Here is a 21,393-nt window from a genome sequence, read left to right on the forward strand (position 1 = left end):
GCGCGCCGGCACATGATTCGTTCGCTTCGCTCACTCATGGTGTAACCGCCGATCCCTTGCTGCTTGGCTCCGTTGCCGAATGCGAGGCTGAGTGCTTGAGTGCCGGATGCGCGGCAGACGAATGCGGGGTCGGCACATGGCGGGCGATCCGGCCCGATACGGCGTGCGCCACCTCCGCCAGCGGTTCGGGCTCCGCATTGCGGGTCCGCTCGAACGAGAGCATCTGCATCTCCACCGCGAGATCCACCCGGCGGATCTCCACCGTCGGCGGCGCGATGAGCACGCTCGGGGCAAAGCTGAGAATGGATTGCACGCCCGCCGCGACCAGGCGATCGCAGACGTCCTGCGCCGCCTCGTCGGGGACGGTGATGACCGCGATGGTGGGGTCGAGCGCGATGATCGCCTCGTGCAGCGCCGCGGCATCTCGCACCGAATGGCCCGCCACGGTGCGGCCGATCACCGCGGGATCGCTGTCGAAGATGCCGACCACGCTGAAGCCGCGCCGCTTGAACCCGCCGTAGCCGACCAGGGCCCGGCCAAGGTTCCCGGCGCCGACCAGCACGACGCGATGACCTCCGGAGAGTCCGAGCACGTCCTCGATCCTGGTGCGCAACTTGACCACGTCATAGCCGACACCCCGTACGCCGTTGGGTCCGAGGAATGAAAGATCTTTGCGCAACTTGGCGGAATTGACACCCGCCGCGACAGCGAGTTCCTCACTCGATACGATGAGCACACCGTCGTCGGCCAACATGGCGAGGACCCGGAGATACGTGGCCAGCCGCGCCACGGTGGCCTGCGGGATGTCTTTCTGCAGAGCCCTGCCGGAGACGCCGCCCGGCGCCTCATGCTGCTCTGTCACGTCGTCGGCTCCTCGTCCCGGACTGCTCGTGGTTCCGGTTCGTCGCTCGACCTCTGACCCTGCGCGGTTCGATGTTCCTGCGCGGACGGTGCCATGGTCGAAGGTTTCGGATTTCAGGGACGCTCTCGCAGCCTCGGCATGCGGGTCGCGTGCCACCACCGTAACTGCTTGTGCAGCCCTTCACAAAGTCGGTGAAATTGGCCTCATTTTCCGCCGCGACCAGCAGCGCGGCGGAATCGGACTCGAGCAGCTTTTCTTCAGCGTCGCAAATCGGCACGCAAACGGGTCTCGTCGACGTCGAAATAGCTGTGCTCCCGGCCGTCCAGCAGCACCACCGGAAGCCGGTCGCCGAACTCCGCGCGCAGGCCAGGGTCGGTTTCGGCGGCCTCGTCGACATCGATGGTGTCCGGTTCGATGCCGAAATCACCGCAGATCACGCGCAACTGTTCCAGTGCCGTGGCACACAGTCCGCAGCCGGATCTCGTCAACAGGGTCACCGAATGTGTGGGATTGGTCATGACGGTAATTAAATCCCCTCGCCACGGCCGATCCAGTACCCCTGGTCCTGCCGAAACTGTCGGCGGATCCCGCTACTGTGGACTCGTTCGCGCGACGGGCGGAGGTACTGGTGCCGGAACGATCGAAGGTCGAGAGGGCGGGATTCATCGCGGGGCGCTTCGGCGAGTTCCCGGTCCGATGGAATCAAGGCAGGCTCGGCCAGAGCCTGCAGGATCAGCTCGCCCGCATCTCTCGCAGCCCCTTCGGCCCGAGCGAGGAGGAAGTGCGCGCCAATCTGGCGGGCGAGGCCAGCGCGGATGCCGCACTCTCCCTGCACGACGCCGAGTTGGCGGCGGGCGAGGCGGAGGCCGTCGGCCCCGAGGTGCCGCGCGATCTGACCGCCGCGGCATTCTTCGACGTCGACAACACCATGGTGCAGGGCGCGTCCATCGTGCACTTCGCCCGCGGTCTGGCGGCGCGCAAATATTTCAAGACCTCCGATCTGGTCGATGTCGCCTGGAAGCAGGTGAAGTTCCGGGTCACCGGCAAGGAGAACAGCACCGATATGGCCGCGGGCCGGGAGAAGGCGCTCGCCTTCATCGCGGGGCGTCCGACCGCCGAACTGGCCGCCCTCGGCGAGGAGATCTACGACGAGATCATCGCCGACAAGATCTGGCCCGGCACCCGCGCGCTGGCGCAGATGCACCTGGACGCGGGTCAGCAGGTGTGGCTGGTGACGGCGACGCCGGTCGAGCTGGCGCAGGTGATCGCCAAGCGCCTGGGACTCACCGGTGCGCTCGGCACGGTGGCCGAGAGCGTGGACGGGAAGTTCACCGGACGCCTGGTCGGCGACATCCTGCACGGACTCGGCAAGGCACATGCGGTGCGCACCTTGGCCATTCGCGAAGGTTTGAACCTCAAGCGCTGCACCGCGTACTCCGACAGCCATAACGACGTGCCGATGCTGTCGCTGGTAGGCACCGCGGTCGCGATCAACCCGGACTCGGATCTACGCGAGGTCGCCAAGAATCGCGGCTGGGAAATCCGCGACTTCCGTACCGGACGCAAGGCCGCGAAAATCGGCGTGCCCACGGCTCTCGCATTGGGCGCGGCGGGTGGCGCCGTAGCGGCGGCGGTGACACGACGCCGTGGCCACTAGGCCCGCCACCCGCGGCGAGCTCACCCGGTAAAAGCGTTGCGGCGCTTGTTGAGCAGTTTGTACAGGGTCTGCTGGATGGTTTCGCGGACCTGGTCGGTGACCTCGAACATGGTCATCGGGTCGTCCGCTGCCTCGGGCTCGTACTCGGCGGTCGGGATCGGGGTGCCGAATTCGATGTACCACTTCGACGGCAGCGGTACCGCGCCGAGCGGACCCAGGTGCGGGAACAGCGGGGTGACCGGGAAGTACGGCAGGCCGAGCAGACGCGCCAGCGGCTTCAGATCGGCCAGCTTCGGGTAGATCTCCTCGGAGCCGACGATCGAGCACGGGATGATCGGCACGCCGGTGCGCACCGCCGCCGCGACAAAGCCGCCGCGACCGAACCGCTGCAACTTGTATCGGTCGGAGTACTGCTTGCCGACGCCCTTGAACCCCTCGGGGAATACGCCGGTCAGCTCGCCGGAGCGCAGCAGGCGTTCGGCATCCTCGCGGCAGGCCAGCGTATGCCCGGCCTTGCGGGCCAGCGAGCCGAGCAGCGGCATCTCGAAGATCAGGTCGGCGGCCAGCAGGCGCAGCGCGCGCTGCTTCGCGTGGTGGTCGTGGATGGCCAGTTGCAGCATCAGCCCGTCCAGCGGCACCGTGCCCGCGTGGTTGGCCACGATCAGCGCGCCACCCACCTCGGGGATGTTGCGCATTCCGTTGACCTGCACCCGAAACCAATGGTCCGATATGGGGCGCAGTGCGGGCAGGATGACGGATTCGAGTAGGTGCTCGTCGAAGCCGAAGTCATCGATCTGATAGTCACCGGTGAGGCGACGCCGCGCGAAATCGGCGGTCTTGCCGATCTGCTGGCCCACCAGGCCCCGCACCATATCCGAGAGCGAATGCGGCTCCGGTGGTTCGGCGGCTGCCAGCCGTTCGGTCAGCGAGGTCACCCTGCCCGGCGTCGAGTCCCCGGTCACGGGTTCGGGCCAACGGCGGGCGCTGACCCGCTGACGCGGCTCCACATTCAGGTCATGCAGGTGGATGACTTTCGCAACATCGTTCATGAGTGTGCTCCCGTACCGGCCCCGAGCAGGCCGAGCAGTTTCTTTTCTGCGGCATCGATCCACGTTGGATCGAAGACGGGCCGCAACGCTGCGCCCCCGATGAAGTCGTCGAAGGCCTGCACCGTGGTCCAGCGCGGCACGAACTCGAGTACGGTGCGCATCCGCGTGGTGTCCAGGCCGCAGCCGAAATGGAAATAGTCCAGCTGTTCGCCGGTGAATTCGCGCATCACCGGTCCCATGAGCGCCCGCCCCGCGGTGCGGAACAGCAAGAACGGCACGGGCAATTCGATCCGTCCGGCGCGCCGGACGGCTTGCGAGAGCGCGAGAGCGCCGTCCCCCGCGATGTTGTAGGTGCCGCCGGGCGCCATGCGGGCCGCCTGCACCAGTGCGGCGACGGCGTCCTCTTCGTGCAGCAATTGCATCCGCGCGTCCCGGCCGAAAACAGTCGGGGTCACCGGCGAATGCAGGTATTGCACACCGCGACTGGCCAATCGCGGACCGACGATAGGAGCGAAGCGCAGAATCGAGGCGGCAATATCCGGGCGGCGTCGCGCGAGCCCACGGACGAAACCTTCGATTTCGATCATGTCGCGCGCAAACCAACCGCGCGGTGGGGTTCGCGCGCTCATTTCTTCGGTGAATTTCGCGGGATCCTTGGGGCTGCACCCGTACACGGCCGAGGTGGACCGCACCACAACCCGCCGCACCGAGGGCGACTTCTGACAGACCGCGAACAGCTGCATCGCACCCAGCACGTTCAGGTCCTTCATCACCGCCCGGCCGCCACCGGCCGGCGGCCGCGACAGCATCGCCGCGTGCACCACCGTATCCACCTCGTTGCCACTGATCACTTTGCGGATCAATGGATTTCGAATATCGGCACGGACGAATTCGGCGCGGCCCATGCGCCGTTGCAGGTCCCGGCTCGGTGTCATGGTGTCGACCGCAATGATGCGCTCTATGGTCGAATCTTGCGCGAGACGGGACACGACGTTGCCGCCGAAGAAGCGGCTAGCACCGGTCACCATCACCACGTTGGGCATGTTCCCGTCTCTTATCTCAGATCCCACCGCATCGGATCCCACCTACGAGGCCCCCACTATGTTTTATTTGCGGTTCTAGAGTAACCGCTACCGTCCGAGACACCGAGAGTATTAACCAGGATCTAACGATGACTTCAGCCACCGGATACATCAATGGTTTCAAATCGAGCTGTTTCAAAAAGAAGGGCCCGCCACCAGAACGGTGACGGGCCCTCTTCGGCTCAGCTTAGGCTTACTTGCCGAGTTTGCGCCGTTGGACACGCGTGCGGCGAAGCAGCTTGCGGTGCTTCTTCTTCGACATGCGCTTGCGACGCTTCTTGATCACAGAACCCATAGGGTTGTCCTCGCGTTCTCTCTACTCGGCTGTTCGGCGCGCACGCCCTGGACGTACGCCTTTCGGTGTCCCGCGCCGCCAGCAGGCACCGGACACCACAAAGGGGTGCCGCCGGCAGGCGAACACGAACCGAGGGCTCATCCTACCGGGACACTACGAGCTGGATGAAACCGCCTATCCGGCGTCGAAGTAGGACGTCTCCAGGTAATCGTGAACCGCTTTGGCATGCACCCGGAACGAACGCCCCACTCGCACCGCGGGCAGTTCACCCGAGTGCACGAGCCGATAGACCGTCATCTTGGACACCCGCATCAGATTCGCGACCTCGGCGACCGTGAGGAACTGCGTGCCGCCGCCGAGAACGGGTTGCCCCGGACTCACGCGGCCACCCGAAGGACCCGACGAACCAGGTGACGAACCCGAGCTTGCAGACATCTTGTTCGAAGACATCATTGCACCATTGACCTCCGGCACGTCCGCGCCGCCGGCTTCCCCACCGGCGGAACAGACACGCACGTGCTCCTTGAAGCTTAGCGTTGCCAGTGGGATTACTGCGACGGGTGTGAGAAATCCGCGTCGCTTGCAGGGCATCGGCGAGTCACTCGGTGGACGCGCGGTGTTCGATTTGCGTCGCGCACCGTTCGCCCCTCGTTGTCACGATGCGCTACTGCCTCCGTCGCCGGTGCCGCCCTGTTCGGCGGAGCGTTGTTTGGCGGCGTGCAGCGCCTCCAGGAAGGCCGAGCGCACCCCGCCGCGCTCCAGCTCGCGCACCGCCGCCGCGGTAGTTCCCGCGGGTGAGGTGACCGCGGCGCGCAGTTCCTCCGCCGGCTGGCCCGACTCGTCGAGCAGCGCCGCGGAGCCGACCATCGTCTGCACGACCAGCTGGGTGGCGACATCCCTGGTCAGGCCGAGCCCGACGCCCGCCTCCACCATCGCCTCGACCACAAGGAAGAAGTACGCGGGCCCGGAACCCGACACCGCGGTCACCGCGTCCATCTGCGATTCCGAGACGGTCACCACCTTGCCGACCGCGGCCAGCACCTCGGTGATCAGGGCCAGCTGCTCCGAACGGGCGTAGCGACCCGGCGCGAGCACGCTCATGCCCTGGCCGACCAGCATCGGGGTATTCGACATCACCCGCACCACCGGGAAACCGGCGGGCAGCTTGGCCTCCAGCCGCGCCGTCGGCACACCGGCCGCCAGCGACACCAGCACCTGGTCCCGATCACCGGTGTTCAGCTCGGCCTTACCCAGTTGGGTCAGCACGGTATCGACGTCACCGGGCTTGACGGCGATCACCAGCAGATCCGCCCCGACGGCCGCGTCGGCCACGGAGTCGGTGACCCGCACCCCGAAGCGGCTCGCGATCAGCTCGGCCCGGTCCGGGTGCGTCTCCACGACGACCAAGTCCTTGCTCACGCGCCCGGACTCGAGCAGTCCGGCGATCAACGCCTCCCCGATGCGACCGCCACCGATCACCGCAATTCTCGTCATGGGTTTACAGGCTAGACGTGGTTCAGCGCGGCTGCGGAACCAGCGCCAGTTGGCGGCTCTGCGCCACGACCGCACCGGTGGAGTCCAGGATCAGCTGATCCTCGTCGAACATGCGGCCACCGATCTCGTGGGTGGTCGCGATGATGCGCAGCCAGCCCGGGGCGGGGCGGCGACGCAGATAGGTGGTCATCTGGACGGTCGGGGCCCAGCCGAAGTGGCCGAGGTTCACCGGCACCGGCGGACTCATATCGGCGGACATCATCGCGAAATACATCGCGACATCCGGGTCGACCTGATCGCCCGGGAGCGGGCGCATCCACAGCCGCAGCCGCGGTTCGCCCTGTTCGCCATTCAGGAATCTGGCCCATTCCCGATCGATGAACAGGTCGGCGCCCTGACCCACGTGCACCACGCGGCCCATCGGGGAATCCTCGCCGTAGCCGATGGCGTCGGCGGGCGGCTCGGCGGGCATATCGCCGTGCTGCGGCGCGTAGATCGGGTCGACGTCGTCGAGATGGCCGAAGGTGAAGGCGGTGCGCACCAGCGCGCGGTCGTCCTGGATCAAAGTGGCGTCGACCAGGCAGATCTGACGGCCGACCTTACGAATCCGCACCTCGTATTCGACCTCGCCCGGCGTCGGCGCGCCGAGGAAGTCCGAGCTGGCCGCGATGGGCGCCATCTCGGCGAATGCCGGATCGGAGGCGCGCAACCAGCCGGTGGCCGCGGCGGCGCTGGCGGCGACCATGGTGCCGCCGTGCACCTTGGGGCCGACGGTCCAGATCTTGTCGATCGTGCCCGCGTAGCGGCCGGTGTCAGGGCTGGTCGCGGTCAGTTCGGTCAGCGCGCACACCCGGCTGAACGGGGCATCCGCCATGGTCGGCGGCTCCAGATCGGCGGTCAGCTCGATCGTCATCGTCACTCCTGTCGTCCATCGGCCGCGTCGGTGGGACAGGGTTGTGGTGCTTCGATGCCGCCCGAGGCGGTCACCGAGACCACGACTACCTGGTACGCGGCATTCGTACAGCGTAGAACGAATGGAACGGAGTTCAGCAGCCCCGCTGGACCGGATCTTCGTCACACCCGGCCGATTGCCTCACACCAGATTCGCGCGCGATGACGCCGTCGTCGGAGCCGGAGCACGGCCGTTCAGATGTTCGCGGGCATAGGCCAGCGTGCGGTGCAGCATGGACGCGCGTTCGCCGGTGGTGCGGGCGTTCTGGGTATTGATCTCGGCGACGGCATGGCCGGAGAAGCCGGTGCGAACCAGCATCGCGCAGAGTTCGGCACAGGGCTGGGTGCCCTCACCCGGCACCAGATGTTCATCATGCGCGGCGCCGCGGCCGTCGGCCAGGTGCAGGTGGGCCAGACCGCTGCCCATCCGAGCGGCGAGCGCCAGCGGATCCACACCCGCGGTCGAGGTATGCGACAGGTCGAGGGTGTAGTGCTTGAATCCGGTATCGGTCGGATCGTAGGACGGACTGAAGGCGGTCAGCCCCGGGCCCGGCCCACCGCGACGCTCCAGCCGCTTGGCCGAACCGGCGCCGCGACCGAACAGGGTATCCGCGCGCATCGGGAACATATTCTCCACCGCGACGATGACCGGGCTGTGCTCCTCGAGTTCGGCGACCTGATCGGCGAAGCCCTGCGCATAGCGCCGCTGCCAGCGGAACGGCGGATGCACCACGACGCTGCCCGCGCCGAGCGCCTCCGCGGTACGGACGCTGCGCTCGAGTTTGGCGACCGGATCCGGACCCCAGACCCGCTGTGAGATCAGCAGGCACGGCGCGTGCACGGCGAGTACGGGCACCCCGTATTTGCGGACATAGGTCTGCACGGTGGCGATGCTCTGACTCGCGGGCTCCGCCCAGACCATCAATTCCATTCCGTCGTAACCGAGTTCGGCGGCATAGCGGAATGCCGCCTCGGTATTCTGCGGGTACACCGAGGCCGTGGACAGGCCGACCAGGATCTGCCGACCCGGACCGGACAGTTCGCCGAGGGAACCGGCCGCGGGTCGCTCGTTCGCGTCGGGGGCGCGTTCCTCGGTCGCGCTCTCCGCCCGAATGTCGTTCGCCTGCCCCATGTTCCCCACAGCCGCTCCCTACTCAGTTCGTACTGAGAAGAAAGGCTAGCGGTCCCAGGGTGACAAAGATGCCCACAACAACGGCAATCACCGTGCTGAGAATGTCATCCGTGCGGCGCAGAATTCGCACCAGCGCCACCAGCCCGAGAATCACGATCATCGCCAGGGCCAGCGCGACCCACGGCAGCATCTCCCACATCCGTTCGAAACCCTTGAACAGCAACATCCCGGCGATCGCGGCGCCCGCGCTCTGTCCGCCCAGGATCAGCCACTGCCTGCGGTTCGCGTCGTATTCGACGCGACGCGAGGCCCGGGAACGGCGCGCCGCGGGCTTTCCCGCCCGCTTCGCCGGACGATGGTCGTCGTCCTCGATCGCATCGGCATCCATCAGGTACGGATCGTGTACATCGGTAAAACCGTCGTCCGGATCGATCAGATCGACCGGCGCGCGCTCCGCACCACGCTTGGACCGACCGCGTTTACCGCGTTCGGCCCGCTCGACGCCGTCGCGAAGCAGATCACCCGCGACCGTCGATCCGGAGAGGAGTTGCTGATCCTGGCTGGCCAGCGACCACGCGGCGGTCGGGATGCCGCCCGATTCCGGTGCGCTGTCGTTCTTCGGGGCGGGCTGATGTCTTCGCGCCGACCAGGCAGGCACTCCACCATCCCGGCCCGGCGCATCGCGGCGGCCGGATCTGCGCGCGCCCTGATCGGGCTGCTCCGGACTCGGGGCGCGTCCCGGCGCCTGCTGCCTCGACGCGGCATCCGGCAGCGGCGAGAGCGGAAGCGGCGCCGAATCGGGTGCGAAACCATTGGCGGGCGCCGACCAGGCCGCCGTCGACGGGCCCTCGTCGGCCTCCGCGGCGCGGCGGCGGGCGGCCCGGCCGGTTCGCGAACCGTTGCGTTCGGGCAGGTCGGTTCCGGGGGCGGGATACGTCGAGCGGCCATTGCGCGCCCCGCGACCCGAGCGCACCGGTTCGACGGGGGCGATATCGCGCAGCGGGGGGCCGATTTCGGTGGGCGCGTCGTCATCCGGTTCCGCGCGCCTGCGCCTGCGGCCGGTGCGGCCGGACCCGAGCGGCGGGACCGCCGAATCGTGTCCGCCGGAGTGCGAATAGGGATCGGCGGGCTGCGCGTACGGATCCGGTTCGTCGGGCGCACTGTGCCGCGAGGTGGCGGCGGGCATCTCCCGCCCGGGCATCACCCGGTTGGAGCGGCCGGGCGGCGGCAGCGGGTCGACGGCCCGTTGGACGGGCTCCGGCGGCGCATACGGCGAGAGCGGGTCGTACCTGGCGATCGGCCCCGACATCGGCGAATAGCCGGGCAGGTCGATCTCGGGCGTCTGCGGTGCATAGGAAACCGGTTCCGGCGCGGGTGAACCGAACTGCGTCGGATCGAACCGGGGTGACTCGTAGCCAGCCGGGTCGTAGCCAACCGGTTCGTAGGGGGCCGGTTCATAGGCGGCCGGTTCATAGCCAGCCGGTTCATAGGCGGCAGGATCGTAGGCGGCCGGTTCATAAGCCGGGGGTTCGTAGGCGGGTGTTTCGGGTACCTCCGATTCGGGCGCCGCGTGCGCCGAATGACCACCGCCGTCACGAATGACAGGAAGGTCGCCGGTGAGCTCGGCGACCGAGATTCCGCGACCACTGCGCCGACGCCTGCCGCCACCGGAGGCCGGGGCGGCGCCTTGCGCACCATTACGCGCGAGCAGCTCCGCTACCGACAGCTGCTTCGAATCATCACTCATGACGCACCGTTCCGATCGGGCCCGATAGCGCTGACCCACCGCCGGGCCTCGGCTCGCCGCCGACGGCCGCCGGTCCCGGTAGGTACGCCGCCATAGGTCCGCCGTTCATATCGGTATCCAGTTTGCGCAGGATCAGCCCCTCGCGCAGCGCCCACGGACAAATTTCGAGGGTATCCAGCGATAGTGCCCGCATACTCGCCTCCGCGACCAATGCGCCAGCCACTAATTGCTGTGACCGATCGGAACTTACGCCTTCCAATTCTGCACGGTCCGACGCCGTCATCCGCGAGATGAACGCGATCAGCTGGCGCAGACCTGAGCTGGTGAGTGTACGACGCACCCGCGGTCCCGCGGCAGAGGGTGCCGCGCCGGTCAACCGGGCAAGGGACCGGAAGGTCTTCGAGGTGCCGACGGCAAGATCGGGTCGACCCGCTTCGATCAGCTGTTTCGCCGGGGCCACCAGCTCCGCGTCGAGCCAATCGCGCAGTACCGCGACGCGACGCTTGCCCGGCGGATCCTCGCGCAGCCACTCCCGGGTCAGCCGGCCGGCGCCGAGCTGCAACGAGAGGGCGACATCGGGTTCCTCGTCGCCGCCATTGGTCATTTCCAGCGAGCCGCCGCCGATGTCCAGATTGAGTATGCGACCCGGGCTCCAGCCGTACCAGCGGCGCACCGCGAGGAAGGTCAGCCGGGCCTCGTCGACCCCGGTCAGCACCTGCAGATCGACGCCGGTCTCGATGCGCACCCGGCCGAGCACCTCTTCGGAATTGGCCGCCTCGCGCAGCGCCGAGGTCGCGAACGGCATCAGCTCGACGCATTTGGAGGTCTCGGCGATGCTGGCGAATTCGGCGACCGTCGCGATCAGTCGTTCTGCGCCCTGGACCGTGATCCGGCCCTCCGCGTCGATGTTCTCCGCCAGCCGTAGCGTGGCCTTCGTCGAGCTCATCGGCATCGGGTGGCCACCCCGGTGCGCGTCCACCACCAGCAGGTGAACGGTATTGCTTCCGACGTCGAGTACCCCAAGCCGCACATGAACACGGTACTGGGTCGACCAGCACTTCTGGCCAGGCGACTGAACTGTTAGCGTTGCGAGGTGTGACGGAAGGCGGATCCGCAAACAATCAGAACCGGCCCCGACCAGCGGGGAAGATCGACCCCAGCCCGGAGGTGGATCTCGATTTCCCGCGCGAGTGGATCGAATTCGTGGATCCAGCAAATGACGAGCATCTGGTCGTCGCGGACCTCACCTGGCTGCTGTCGCGATGGACGTGCGTCTTCGGGACGCCGGCCTGTCAGGGCATCCTGTCCGACCGGCCGGATGACGGCTGTTGTTCGCACGGCGCCTTCCTCTCCGACGAGGACGATCAGGAGCGCCTGAAGGGTGCTGTGAGAATGCTCACACCCGCCGACTGGCAGCTCATGGACGAGGCCACCAATGCCAACGGCAAGGTGACCAAGAAGGGCTATCTGGAGCTCGACGAGTTGGAGGACGAGCCCGCGTTGCGTACCCGGCGCTTCGAGGGCGCGTGCATCTTCCTGAATCGGCCGGGCTTCGAGGGCGGGGTCGGTTGCGCGCTGCACACCATGGCGCTGCGCCGCGGCCTGGAGCCGCATACGGTCAAGCCGGATGTCTGCTGGCAGCTGCCGATCCGGCGCACCCAGGATTGGGTGGACCGGCCGGACGGCGTGCAGATCCTGCGCACCGTCATCACCGAGTACGACCGGCGCGGCTGGGGTCCGGGCGGATTGGATCTGGACTGGTACTGCTCGGGTTCGCCCGACGCGCACGTCGGCGCCCGGCCGGTCTGGCAGTCCTACGGCCCCGAGCTGAAGGAGTTGCTCGGCGTTCCCGCGTACGAGGAGCTGGCCCGGCACTGCAAGCGACGCGAGGGCCTCGGCTTGATCGCGGTACATCCGGCGACGGTGCACGCCCAGCGCAACGCCGAGCAGGCCGAACCGAAGGCGGAATCGGCCTGACCGAAGGCGGAATCGGCACCAGCTCGCGGTCGTGATTGCGCGGCCGCGACGTCGATCACATCCCGACATACCTAACGGACGCTTGTCCAAGTTTTGCGAAACGCTCACATTTCACACCTGTGTTCACTTACGGTGCGGATGCCCACACCCAGCGGGCAGCACAGGAGTAACCCATGAACACCACCAGACCCCTCCGCCGCGGGCGCCGGATAGCCGCAGGGCTCGCCGGCCTCACCACGGTGACGGCAATCGCCGTCCTGGCGGCCCCCGCTCACGCCACGGTCGACTCGGTGACCGTGTCTGGTTCCAACCACACCGTCAACGGCACCTACACGCTGAAGGCCCACCTCAGCGGCGCATCCTTCGGCTTGCTCGTCTATTGGAGCGATAACGGCCAGGACATCAGCGGCCCGAAGGTGCCGTGGCCGGTCGGCGAATCCTCGATCAGCTGGACCCCGGCCACCAAGGGGCAGCACCTCATCACCGCGTCACAGGGCGGCAGCACCAAGACCATCGTCGTGACGGTCACCGACCCGTCCGACCCCGGCGATCCGGGTGGCGGCGATCCCGGTAATCCGGGCAATCCCGGCGGAGGAACCGGCAGTGCGGGCAAGGCACTCCGCGGTTTGTTCGGCAGTAGCTAGCAGGAGAACACCTTGAAGACAACGAGATTCACCCGGCGCGGGGCAGGCGTCGGACTCACCGCATTCGCCGCCGCCACGGCCGTCACCGTCCCCGTCGCACCGTCGGCGTACGCCACCGTCAACTCGGTCAGTGTCGAGGGGTCCGGCTACGTCGTCGGTCAGACCTACCTGATCAACGCCGAGGTGGGCGGGGCCTCGGGCGGCCTGCTGGTCTACTTCAGCGATAACGGCGAATTCATCGGCGCGCCGCAGGTGCCATGGCCGCCGGGGCATTCGTCCATCAGCTGGAAGCCGAGCACACCCGGCCAGCACATCATCACCGTCGAACAGGGCGGCAGCACCAAATCGACCGTGGTCACGGTGACCAAGGCGAGTTCCGGCGGTAGCGGAAGCTCCGGAAGCGCGGGCACGGGCAGTGCGGGCAGATTGCTGGGCGGCATGCTCGGCAGCAGCTGATCTCATTCGGATTGCACGGCCGGTGACCAGCTCGGATGAGCGGTACGCAGCCGACTGGTCACCTGTCCGCCATGCGAACTTCATTCTTTTCGGGTTGGATCCTCGGACATGAAGAAAGCGCTCACCCTTGCCACCGTCGCCCTCGGTTCCGCCCTCGCCCTGACGGGCGTCGCACACGCCGAGCCGAACGGTGATCCGGCCAAGTACGCCGATTTCACCGCCGATTTCGTACCCGCCAACGACCCGTCGGCCCTGAGCGCCAAGGCGCAGGGCAAGAACCTCATCATGAGCCCGTACGGCGTCAACCGCACCATCGCCTGCCGTGGCAACGGCGCCGACGTGCCGGTCTACGACTGCATGCAGGAAGACGACCTCGGCTGGATCACCCTGCGCATCATCGACGTCCCCGGCGTCGGCCCCACCTGGACCTACCTGCCGTAAGCAGAGCCGACCACCGGGAGAACAGCTATCGGGGCCGCGCTTGGGGTGAAGGCGCGGCCCCCGCCTCTCAGGCCTCGAGTTTGTAACCCAGCCCGCGGACCGTCACCAGATGCTCGGGCTTGGCCGGATCGGCCTCGATCTTGGAGCGCAACCGCTTGACGTGCACATCCAGCGTCTTGGTGTCGCCCACGTAGTCGGCGCCCCAGACACGGTCGATCAGCTGGCCGCGGGTCAGCACCCGGCCGGAGTTGCGCAGCAGGTATTCGAGTAGGTCGAACTCCTTCAGCGGCAGGGTGACCGACTTGCCGTTGACCATCACCGTGTGGCGATCGACATCCATCCGCACCGGACCCGCCTCGAGCACGCCACTCTCGTTGGAGCCGTCGATCTCGTCGCCCACGCCGCGGCGCAGTACCGCACGGATGCGGGCGATCAGCTCCCGCGCCGAATACGGCTTGGTGACGTAATCGTCGGCGCCCAGTTCCAGGCCGACCACCTTGTCGATCTCGCTATCGCGCGCGGTCACCATGATCACCGGCACGCCGCTGCGGGTGCGCAGCTGCTTACAGACGTCGGTGCCGCTCATGCCGGGCAGCATGAGGTCGAGCAGCACGATATCGGCGCCGGACCGATCGAATTCGGCGAGAGCGGACGGCCCGTCGCCGACCACGGTCACCTCGAAGCCCTCCTTGCGCAGCAGGAACGCGAGCGGATCGGCCAGCGACTCCTCATCCTCGACGATCAGAACACTCGTCATCTGCGTGCCTCCACACCATTGGGTCTGGCCGGTCCCGAAGGACGCGGACCGGTTTCTCTCGTGCTCACCACGGGGCTGTCGACCTCGTCGTCGCTATGGCTCTCGCGGTGGGCGGGTATTCGCAGGGTGAACGTCGACCCGGTGCCGAGCTTGCTCCACAGGGTGATCTCACCGTTGTGGTTGGCCGCCACATGCTTGACGATAGCCAGCCCGAGCCCGGTACCGCCGGTGGCCCGCGAGCGCGCCTTATCCGAGCGGAAGAAGCGTTCGAACACCCGCTCCTGGTCTTCCTTCGCGATGCCGATGCCTCGGTCGGTGACGGCCATCGCCACGTGGTCGCCGCGTAGCGAGCGGCTGACCGAAACGTGCGAGCCGGCGGGCGAGTAGGCGATCGCGTTCTCCACCAGATTGGACAGGGCGGTGACCAGCAGGGTTTCGTCACCGAGCACCTCGAGGCCGCTGGGCCGGTCGGTGCTGACGGTGATTCCGGCGGCTTCGGCCGCGGTATTCGAGCGGTCGACCGCCTGCATCACCACGGTGTCCACGTCGACCACCTCGAGCTCGGGCAGCTTCTCCGCGCCCTGTAGCCGCGACAGCGCGATCAGTTCGGTCACCATTTTCCCGAGGCGGCGGGATTCGCCGAGTACGCGATTGCCGAAGTGGCGTACCGCCTCGGGGTCGTCGGCGGATTCCAGCATGGCCTCGGCCAGCAGGCTCATCGCACCGACGGGGGTTTTGAGTTCATGGCTGACGTTCGCCACGAAATCGCGGCGGGTGGCTTCCATCCTGGCCTGTTCGGAATCGTCATCGGCGAACAGGACGGTGAAGCTGGTCTCCTCCGGCGAGAGCGGCCGGGCGATGCCGCGTACCGCGATCCGGCTGCGGCCGGGTAGCGGGTTCTTCGCGGTCAGGTCGAACTCCGCGGACTCGCCGCTGGCCAGCACCTTCTCCACGGCGGCCCAGGCGCGCTCGTCGAGCAGCCGGTTGCGGACCAGGCCGAGTTCCTCGGCGCGCGGGTTCACCAACACGACGTCGCGGTATTCGTCCACGACCGCGATACCGCTCTCCGATGCCAGCACGATCAGGTCGAGCACCTGCGACATCGTGAGACCGGAATCGGCCTGCCTGCGCGCGGCCTGCCGGGCATTCATATACGGGATCAGTAGCCCGCCGACTGCCAGGCCGACGACAGCCGCGAGGACTGCCAGCAACACGGCCTGCGGAACACTCACCCTTGAATCGTACGGTCGCCAACCCCCTAGCCAACGCCGGGTACACGAAGTTTCGCGCAGGTCACGACCCCTTCCCGGGCCGTTAGCCGCGTGTTTACGCGCTGTTTGGCCTGGCTTCGCGGCAGCGATAGGCAGCGGTTGTGAGCTCCGCCTCAACACCCGCCGGCGCACCCGATCCGGTGACTCAGCCGTCGTCGTCGACGCCTACCAAGCCCGCGCGCACCGCGGCCCCGTGCCGATCGACCCACTCCCCCAGCGCGTAGATCGGGATCAGCAGATCCCGTCCGGCGGTGGTCAGTTCATATTCCACCCGCGGCGGCGCCTCGGCGTACCGGCGCCGTTCGACCAGGGTCATCCGTTCCATCCGGCGCAGGGTCTGGGTCAACATCTTCTGGCTGATGCCGCCGATGGCGACGCGCAGATCGACCGGGCGCATGGGACCGTCGCGCAGCATGTAGACGATCACCGGTAGCCAGGAATTTCCGAAGAGGTCGACACCCATCCGAGCCGGGCAATCGGATTGGTAGTCGCCGTAGGGGGCGAACTCCACCTCTGCGGCCTCGATCGGTGCGGCGGGCACGGCTGTCATTGCTCCAGACTGCCACCGTCGTTGCGCACCCGGGGGTGCCTATCGAACTCCCTAACGTCGATCGCGGAACCACCCCGAGCTAGGAGTTGCTATGCGAATCGGAATTATCGGCGCCGGACAGATGGCCCGTGCACTCGGCGGCGGCTGGGCCGCCGCCGGACACGAGATCTGTATCGGCGCCCGCGATCAGGCGGCCGCGGCCGGATTGGCGGCCGCCATCGGCCATGGCGCACGCGGGGCGGATGTGCGCACGGCCGCCGAATTCGGCGCGGCGGTGCTGCTCGCGGTGCCGGTCGACGCACTGGAGGAGGTGCTGCGGACGACGGGGCCGCTGGCCGGGCGAACGATCATCGACTGCACCAATGCCTTCGCCCCCGACACCGCCGCCCCCGAGGGCGCCGGCGACTTCGTACTGTCCGAAAACGCCGTCGCCGCACGTATTGCGGCCACCGTCCCGAACGCGCGGGTGGTGAAGGCCTTCAATCTGTGCGCCGCGGAGGTCTGGGAGTCGGCGGTGCGTGAATTCGACGGCCGCCGCTTGGCGGTCCCGATCTGTGGCGACGACCCGGACGCGCTCGATGATGTCGCCACCCTGATCGAGGATCTGCGATTGCGGCCGGTCCGCGCGGGCGGACTGCATCGCGCGAAATACCTGGAAGCGACCTCGGTCTTCACCGTCGGACTCTGGTTCGGCGGACAGGACGCTCGCGCCGCGTTCCCACCGCTCGAGGCCGCGTTCGCGGTCGCCGACTGATCGGGAGCCACCGGCGCGGAAAAAAAATCCCGGTGCGCACGCCATTGTGCACACCGGGATCGTCAGCGGTCTTCCGCGCGACTCACCAGCCGGGGTTGCCTCGCACCGGAACGTTCACGAAGCTGGGCCGGTTCGGATCCAGTTGCACGTGTTGCGGCTTCAGACCGGTATCGACCAGCATCGGCAGCACCGGCAGGCCCTTCGGGAAGTTGCCCGCGAAGACGTCCACCCGCAGGCGGTGACCCGGCTGCAGGACCGCCTCGGTGGCGCTCAGCGTGATGTCGAGGGTGGTCGCCTCGCCCGGCACCGTCGGCTGCCGCCTGTCCAGCGAGGTGAAAGGCCGCGGATCGGTGTAGTCACCGTTGGCCGAACGGGTGCTGTTGGCATCGTCGACCTGGCGCAGCGACGCCATCAGCTGGCCGGAGGTGAGCACCGTCGACTGGCCATCGGGCGCGACATCGTTCACGGTCACGGTCCAGTAGCCGTCCTCGGCGTCCTGAACGGTGTTGAGCCGCACCGCGATCGGACCCGAAATGGCGGTCGCGGCGGTCACCGGCGCACTGGTGAAGGTGAGGCCGTTCAGCTCCGCGACCCGGGAATCCTTCGCGCAGCCGTCGATGATCGATAGCCCGCCCGCACTACCTTGCGCCGCGTCGTTGGAGCAGAGGGTGGTCAGGCCGGGCGCGACGGTCAGCCGCGCATTGTCGGCATTGGCCGCCCCGGTGAGCGATCCGTCGTAGACGCTATTCGCGGTGCCGCTGTGGGCCGCGGACAGGTACATCCGGCGATGCGTTGCCGCGTCGGCGCCGGTCGCGGAATCACCGAAGCCGTTGGCGGTGACCCAACCGCCACCCTGCTGACGCAGCGTGACCGGACCATAGCCGTCGACGCCGTTATCAATACCCTTGAGCCACTTGTCGAACCAGGCACGCTGTAAGACGTCCAGGCGCGGCGGCAGACCCGGCTTGCCGTACTCGTTGCCGGAGTTCACGTGATAGGTGTTGCCCATCAGCAACTGCTTCTGGCCCGCGGGCAACGGAATCTTGTTGTAGATCTTCGATTCCGAGTAGGTGAACAGGTCGTGCCAGCCGCCGACGACGAAGGTCGGCACGGTGATCTTGCTGGGATCGCTGATGTATTCCTGTCGCGACCGGCTGCTGTCGGTCAGCAATTCGGTCAGCCGCGGATCGGCGTCCTGGAAGCGGGTCGCGGTGTAGGCGTTGAGGAATACGTCCATGAATGTCAGCGGGGACGCGGCACGGTCCTGCAACCACTGCCAGTCGAACCGGCCGTTCACGATGGACTGCGCGTCCGGCACCCACTTCAGGGTGTTGATCGCGGTCAGCCACAGCGGAATGAAGTTGAAGCCGAAGCCGCCGCCGGGCGCGAGCACGTCGTTGACCAGGTCGCTGCCGGGCACCACCGGGAAAATAGCCTTCAGCGCGGGCGGCTGTTTCGCCGCGGCCTGCACCTGATTGATGCCGGAGTAGGAGATGCCGTTCATACCGATGCGGCCGTTGGACCACGGCTGCCGCGAGGCCCAGTCGATCACCTCGACGGTGTCCTGCTGCTCGCGGCCGCGCAACATATCCCACTCGCCCTGCGAGAATCCGGTGCCGCGCACGTCGACGACGACCTGTGAGTAGCCGCTCTTGATGAGCTGCCGGTCGACGGTGAAGTTGCGCAGTTCACCACCGCCGAACGCCTTGGTCAGGTCGGTCACGCCGGAGAGCGCGGTGCCGCTGAAATCGATCTGGCGGAACAGCTCGAGCAGCGCATCGGACAGGACGGGAATGGACTGCGCGTGATCGGCGAGGTTCGATACCAGCTTGGTGTAGGGCGTCAGATTGACGACGGTCGGCGTCGGGGCATCGATCGGGCGCCCGGAGGCATCGGCCGGTCGGTACACATTGCCCTTCAGCACCGTCCCGTCACTCATCGTGATCGGCACATCCCATTCGATGTACACGTTCGGGTACTGCTGACCGGCGTCCTGCGTCGCCGCCCATGCGGCGCCCGCGGCACCGCCGTCGGGGCCGGTCGGCGCCGGAACGGCGGATGCGCCAGTGGTGAGGAAAGGAACGAGCACCGCGGTGGCTACCGCTGCCACTGTGGCCCGTAACGCGTACTTCATCGGACGTGATCCACCTCTCGGACTGGTAGGACGTCCGGAAGTGTACAGACCCTACCCATCGGTAAGAACTTCCGGTCGCATCAAATATGGCTTGAATACTCATTCACATATGGCCGATGGCGGGCCATAGCGCCTGGGTATCATCATCCGAGCGCGATCGGCACACCAGAATGAACGCTTACCTCATCGGGCGATCCATCTGGCCGCGCACACGCTCGGGGATACCGGAATTCGCACCGGCCACGACACCCGTGTGATCTACGACACCATATCCGACACAGGGCCTCGCAGCGCCGGGGCAGCGACACGGCAAACCCGTCCGAAAACGACGATGCGCCGCGGTCGACGACTCGACCGCGGCGCATCGGGATACCGCAGAAGGGTTACTTACCGCCCTGACTGGCGACGGCGGCCGCGCCCGCGGCGGCGGCCTCGGGATCCAGGTATTCGCGCGGGCGAACCGGGCGCAGGTTCTCGTCCAGCTCGTACCGCAGCGGAATACCGGTGGGGATATTGAGTCCGGCGATGTCCTCGTCGGAGATCTGGTCCAGATGCTTGACCAGCGCGCGCAGCGAGTTGCCGTGCGCGGCCACCAGGACCATCTTACCGGTCAGCAGCTCCTTGGAGATGGTCGACTCCCAGTACGGCACCATCCGGTTGACCACGTCGAGCAGGCATTCGGTCTGCGGGACGTCGATACCGTCGTAGCGCGGGTCGCCGTCCTGGCTGTACTCGTTGGTCGGCTCGATCGGCGGCGGTGGGGTGTCGTAGCTCCGGCGCCACAGCATGAACTGCTCGTCGCCGTACTGGTCGCGGATCTGCGCCTTGTTCTTGCCCTGCAGCGCACCGTAGTGCCGCTCGTTGAGCCGCCAGTCCCGAACCACCGGGATCCAGTGCCGGTCGGCCGCGTCCAGCGCGATATTCGCGGTGCTGATCGCGCGGCGTAACAACGAGGTGTACACGATATCCGGCAGGATGCCGTGTTCGGCGAGCAGTTCGCCGGCCCGCTTGCCCTCGGCGACGCCCTTGTCGGTCAGGTGCACATCGACCCAGCCGGTGAACAGATTCAGGGCATTCCATTCGCTCTCGCCGTGGCGCAGCAGCACGAGGGTGTACGTCATGCAGGGCAGTCTAACGAGGCCGCTCAGGACGCCGGAGTCAGCGCTGTCAGCAGTCCCGCGCCGACCAGCGTCGCCTGATCGCCCAGCTCCGAGGGAACCACCTGGAGGTCGCGTAGGAATCCGATGCGCGCATGCGCGCCGAGCGCCTCCTGCATCGGGCGCCACAGCGGTTCGCCGGATTGCGCGAAGCCGCCGCCCACCACGACCAGATCGACGTCGAGCAATGCCGCGGCCGACGAAATCGCCTGCCCCAGTGCGATTCCGGCACGTCGCAGGGCGGCCTTCGCAATCCGGTCGCCCTCGTTCGCCGCCTCGGCCAGTTCCTTTCCGGTGCTGCCGATCCACCCGCGCTCCTGGGCCCAGCGCACCGCGGAGGGGCCGCTCGCCACCGCCTCGACACAGCCGACGCCGCCGCAGGCGCACGGGTCGGTGGAGCCCGGAACCACCACGTGACCGATGTGACCGGCATTACCCGTATGCCCGACCGCGACCATGCCGCCGACGATGACGCCGCCGCCGATCCCGGAGGACACCGTCATCGCGAGCGCGTCCGGCGTCTGTCTGGCCGCCCCGAAATGCCGTTCCGCCAGTGCCAGACATACCCCGTCGACCGCGAAACGCACCGAGGCATCGGGGAACAGTTCCCGCACCGCGGGCACGATCGGGAAGCCGTCGGCCCATTCCGGGATATTGAGCGGCATCATCAACCCGGCGGGTGCGTCCACCGGCCCGCACGCGCCGATTCCGACGACCCGCACCTCGGATCCGTTCGCGGCCGCCAGCAGCAGCCCGCTGCACGCCTCCCAGACCCCGGAGCCCGGAACCTGGATCCGGCCGACCTCATGGGTCAGCCCGTCGGGTCCCACCAGCCCGACCGCGATCTTGGTCGCCCCTATATCCAGCGCAAGCGCCGTCATCTGTACCCCCAACGTCGAATTACCCCGGGCCGCAGCGTTTGCGGCTTCCGATAATGGCTGCCTTTCATAACCGACAGAACGCTACGTGTCGGCTGGTCGGCG

At 67.4% G+C, this 21,393-nt stretch carries 23 protein-coding genes; 6 read left to right on the forward strand and 17 right to left on the reverse strand.

The features are described from left to right. Positions 1-34 precede the first annotated feature (34 nt). Together AB0H61_RS31180 and AB0H61_RS31185 are read right to left on the reverse strand one after the other, a co-directional pair. Positions 35-862: a redox-sensing transcriptional repressor Rex gene (locus AB0H61_RS31180; RefSeq protein ID WP_357311313.1), complete on the reverse strand. Its 828-nt coding sequence runs from the start codon at positions 860-862 to the stop codon at positions 35-37. A gap of 257 nt (positions 863-1,119) precedes the next feature. Next, positions 1,120-1,380, reverse strand: a complete 261-nt coding sequence (locus AB0H61_RS31185) for a glutaredoxin family protein (RefSeq protein WP_357311314.1) — start codon at positions 1,378-1,380, stop codon at positions 1,120-1,122. A 206-nt stretch (positions 1,381-1,586) separates the two neighbouring features. On the opposite strand from AB0H61_RS31185, the gene AB0H61_RS31190 reads away from it, so the two are divergent. Continuing rightward, the gene (locus AB0H61_RS31190) at positions 1,587-2,519 is read left to right on the forward strand and encodes an HAD-IB family hydrolase (protein ID WP_357311411.1); all 933 of its coding nucleotides are present in this window, start codon (positions 1,587-1,589) and stop codon (positions 2,517-2,519) included. Positions 2,520-2,539: 20 nt separating this feature from the next. On the opposite strand, the gene AB0H61_RS31195 is transcribed toward AB0H61_RS31190, so the two are convergent. From AB0H61_RS31195 to AB0H61_RS31235, 9 genes are all read right to left on the reverse strand, one after another. Continuing rightward, on the reverse strand, positions 2,540-3,568 hold the full coding sequence (locus AB0H61_RS31195) for a lysophospholipid acyltransferase family protein (RefSeq protein WP_357311315.1): 1,029 nt from the start codon (positions 3,566-3,568) through the stop codon (positions 2,540-2,542). After that, entirely contained in the window at positions 3,565-4,611 is a 1,047-nt protein-coding gene (locus AB0H61_RS31200; protein WP_357311316.1) for an NAD-dependent epimerase/dehydratase family protein, read from the reverse strand. The genes AB0H61_RS31195 and AB0H61_RS31200 overlap by 4 nt, the downstream gene beginning before the upstream one ends. A gap of 232 nt (positions 4,612-4,843) precedes the next feature. Then, positions 4,844-4,945: an AURKAIP1/COX24 domain-containing protein gene (locus AB0H61_RS31205; RefSeq protein WP_003402602.1), complete on the reverse strand. Its 102-nt coding sequence runs from the start codon at positions 4,943-4,945 to the stop codon at positions 4,844-4,846. 174 nt (positions 4,946-5,119) lie between these two features. Further along, positions 5,120-5,380 (reverse strand): helix-turn-helix domain-containing protein, encoded by a 261-nt coding sequence (locus tag AB0H61_RS31210; protein ID WP_357311317.1) that lies wholly within the window; start codon positions 5,378-5,380, stop codon positions 5,120-5,122. 219 nt (positions 5,381-5,599) lie between these two features. Further along, positions 5,600-6,439, reverse strand: a complete 840-nt coding sequence (gene proC, locus AB0H61_RS31215; RefSeq protein WP_357311318.1) for a pyrroline-5-carboxylate reductase — start codon at positions 6,437-6,439, stop codon at positions 5,600-5,602. Between the two features lie 22 nt (positions 6,440-6,461). Beyond that, a complete protein-coding gene (locus AB0H61_RS31220; RefSeq protein WP_357311319.1) occupies positions 6,462-7,352 on the reverse strand; it encodes a thioesterase family protein in 891 nt (296 codons plus the stop codon). A 180-nt stretch (positions 7,353-7,532) separates the two neighbouring features. Beyond that, positions 7,533-8,429: a sugar phosphate isomerase/epimerase gene (locus AB0H61_RS31225; RefSeq protein WP_357311412.1), complete on the reverse strand. Its 897-nt coding sequence runs from the start codon at positions 8,427-8,429 to the stop codon at positions 7,533-7,535. Between the two features lie 115 nt (positions 8,430-8,544). Continuing rightward, a complete protein-coding gene (locus AB0H61_RS31230) occupies positions 8,545-10,269 on the reverse strand; it encodes a hypothetical protein (protein WP_357311320.1) in 1,725 nt (574 codons plus the stop codon). Further along, a complete protein-coding gene (locus AB0H61_RS31235) occupies positions 10,262-11,299 on the reverse strand; it encodes a Ppx/GppA phosphatase family protein (RefSeq protein WP_357311321.1) in 1,038 nt (345 codons plus the stop codon). Before AB0H61_RS31235 ends, AB0H61_RS31230 begins: the two co-directional genes overlap by 8 nt. 119 nt (positions 11,300-11,418) lie before the next feature. Here AB0H61_RS31235 and AB0H61_RS31240 point away from each other — a divergent pair, with 119 nt between their 5' ends. The 4 genes from AB0H61_RS31240 (at position 11,419) to AB0H61_RS31255 (ending at position 13,787) form a co-directional block, all read left to right on the forward strand. Beyond that, a complete protein-coding gene (locus AB0H61_RS31240; RefSeq protein ID WP_357311413.1) occupies positions 11,419-12,246 on the forward strand; it encodes a hypothetical protein in 828 nt (275 codons plus the stop codon). A gap of 173 nt (positions 12,247-12,419) precedes the next feature. Then, complete coding sequence (locus AB0H61_RS31245; protein WP_357311322.1) at positions 12,420-12,890, forward strand: hypothetical protein; 471 nt, start codon at positions 12,420-12,422, stop codon at positions 12,888-12,890. A gap of 12 nt (positions 12,891-12,902) precedes the next feature. Further along, complete coding sequence (locus tag AB0H61_RS31250) at positions 12,903-13,346, forward strand: hypothetical protein (protein WP_357311323.1); 444 nt, start codon at positions 12,903-12,905, stop codon at positions 13,344-13,346. A 108-nt stretch (positions 13,347-13,454) separates the two neighbouring features. Beyond that, positions 13,455-13,787 carry a hypothetical protein gene (locus AB0H61_RS31255; protein WP_357311324.1) on the forward strand — a complete coding sequence of 111 codons (333 nt, stop codon included), beginning with the start codon at positions 13,455-13,457 and terminating at the stop codon, positions 13,785-13,787. A 67-nt stretch (positions 13,788-13,854) separates the two neighbouring features. Here AB0H61_RS31255 and AB0H61_RS31260 read toward each other — a convergent pair whose 3' ends face one another. The 3 genes from AB0H61_RS31260 to AB0H61_RS31270 all read right to left on the reverse strand — a co-directional run bounded on the left by AB0H61_RS31260 (position 13,855) and on the right by AB0H61_RS31270 (position 16,365). Next, a complete protein-coding gene (locus tag AB0H61_RS31260; protein ID WP_357311325.1) occupies positions 13,855-14,544 on the reverse strand; it encodes a response regulator transcription factor in 690 nt (229 codons plus the stop codon). Further along, a complete protein-coding gene (locus AB0H61_RS31265; protein WP_357311326.1) occupies positions 14,541-15,776 on the reverse strand; it encodes an ATP-binding protein in 1,236 nt (411 codons plus the stop codon). Before AB0H61_RS31265 ends, AB0H61_RS31260 begins: the two co-directional genes overlap by 4 nt. Before the next feature lie 184 nt (positions 15,777-15,960). Beyond that, positions 15,961-16,365, reverse strand: a complete 405-nt coding sequence (locus AB0H61_RS31270) for a helix-turn-helix domain-containing protein (RefSeq protein WP_357311327.1) — start codon at positions 16,363-16,365, stop codon at positions 15,961-15,963. A gap of 91 nt (positions 16,366-16,456) precedes the next feature. Between AB0H61_RS31270 and AB0H61_RS31275 the strand changes: the two genes are divergently transcribed. Continuing rightward, positions 16,457-17,119 carry an NAD(P)-binding domain-containing protein gene (locus AB0H61_RS31275; protein ID WP_357311328.1) on the forward strand — a complete coding sequence of 221 codons (663 nt, stop codon included), beginning with the start codon at positions 16,457-16,459 and terminating at the stop codon, positions 17,117-17,119. 82 nt (positions 17,120-17,201) lie between these two features. Here AB0H61_RS31275 and AB0H61_RS31280 read toward each other — a convergent pair whose 3' ends face one another. The 3 genes from AB0H61_RS31280 to AB0H61_RS31290 all read right to left on the reverse strand — a co-directional run bounded on the left by AB0H61_RS31280 (position 17,202) and on the right by AB0H61_RS31290 (position 21,291). Next, positions 17,202-19,253 carry a CocE/NonD family hydrolase gene (locus AB0H61_RS31280; protein WP_357311329.1) on the reverse strand — a complete coding sequence of 684 codons (2,052 nt, stop codon included), beginning with the start codon at positions 19,251-19,253 and terminating at the stop codon, positions 17,202-17,204. 383 nt (positions 19,254-19,636) lie between these two features. Continuing rightward, the gene (locus tag AB0H61_RS31285) at positions 19,637-20,374 is read right to left on the reverse strand and encodes a phosphoglyceromutase (RefSeq protein ID WP_357311330.1); all 738 of its coding nucleotides are present in this window, start codon (positions 20,372-20,374) and stop codon (positions 19,637-19,639) included. 23 nt (positions 20,375-20,397) lie between these two features. Beyond that, positions 20,398-21,291 carry an ROK family protein gene (locus AB0H61_RS31290; protein ID WP_357311331.1) on the reverse strand — a complete coding sequence of 298 codons (894 nt, stop codon included), beginning with the start codon at positions 21,289-21,291 and terminating at the stop codon, positions 20,398-20,400. Positions 21,292-21,393 lie beyond the last annotated feature (102 nt).

Source organism: Nocardia sp. NPDC050710 (assembly GCF_040654375.1).
GTDB lineage: Bacteria > Actinomycetota > Actinomycetes > Mycobacteriales > Mycobacteriaceae > Nocardia.

Bases quoted from the DNA above. Each gene is read 5' to 3' on its own strand.
- AB0H61_RS31185 (WP_357311314.1), bottom strand. From the start codon at position 1,380: ATGACCAATCCCACACATTCGGTGACCCTGTTGACGAGATCCGGCTGC.
- AB0H61_RS31195 (WP_357311315.1), bottom strand. From the start codon at position 3,568: ATGAACGATGTTGCGAAAGTCATCCACCTGCATGACCTGAATGTGGAG.
- AB0H61_RS31200 (WP_357311316.1), bottom strand. From the start codon at position 4,611: ATGCCCAACGTGGTGATGGTGACCGGTGCTAGCCGCTTCTTCGGCGGC.
- AB0H61_RS31205 (WP_003402602.1), bottom strand. From the start codon at position 4,945: ATGGGTTCTGTGATCAAGAAGCGTCGCAAGCGCATGTCGAAGAAGAAG.
- AB0H61_RS31210 (WP_357311317.1), bottom strand. From the start codon at position 5,380: ATGTCTGCAAGCTCGGGTTCGTCACCTGGTTCGTCGGGTCCTTCGGGT.
- proC (WP_357311318.1), bottom strand. From the start codon at position 6,439: ATGACGAGAATTGCGGTGATCGGTGGCGGTCGCATCGGGGAGGCGTTG.
- AB0H61_RS31220 (WP_357311319.1), bottom strand. From the start codon at position 7,352: ATGACGATCGAGCTGACCGCCGATCTGGAGCCGCCGACCATGGCGGAT.
- AB0H61_RS31230 (WP_357311320.1), bottom strand. From the start codon at position 10,269: ATGAGTGATGATTCGAAGCAGCTGTCGGTAGCGGAGCTGCTCGCGCGT.
- AB0H61_RS31245 (WP_357311322.1), top strand. From the start codon at position 12,420: ATGAACACCACCAGACCCCTCCGCCGCGGGCGCCGGATAGCCGCAGGG.
- AB0H61_RS31255 (WP_357311324.1), top strand. From the start codon at position 13,455: ATGAAGAAAGCGCTCACCCTTGCCACCGTCGCCCTCGGTTCCGCCCTC.
- AB0H61_RS31260 (WP_357311325.1), bottom strand. From the start codon at position 14,544: ATGACGAGTGTTCTGATCGTCGAGGATGAGGAGTCGCTGGCCGATCCG.
- AB0H61_RS31270 (WP_357311327.1), bottom strand. From the start codon at position 16,365: ATGACAGCCGTGCCCGCCGCACCGATCGAGGCCGCAGAGGTGGAGTTC.
- AB0H61_RS31275 (WP_357311328.1), top strand. From the start codon at position 16,457: ATGCGAATCGGAATTATCGGCGCCGGACAGATGGCCCGTGCACTCGGC.
- AB0H61_RS31280 (WP_357311329.1), bottom strand. From the start codon at position 19,253: ATGAAGTACGCGTTACGGGCCACAGTGGCAGCGGTAGCCACCGCGGTG.
- AB0H61_RS31285 (WP_357311330.1), bottom strand. From the start codon at position 20,374: ATGACGTACACCCTCGTGCTGCTGCGCCACGGCGAGAGCGAATGGAAT.
- AB0H61_RS31290 (WP_357311331.1), bottom strand. From the start codon at position 21,291: ATGACGGCGCTTGCGCTGGATATAGGGGCGACCAAGATCGCGGTCGGG.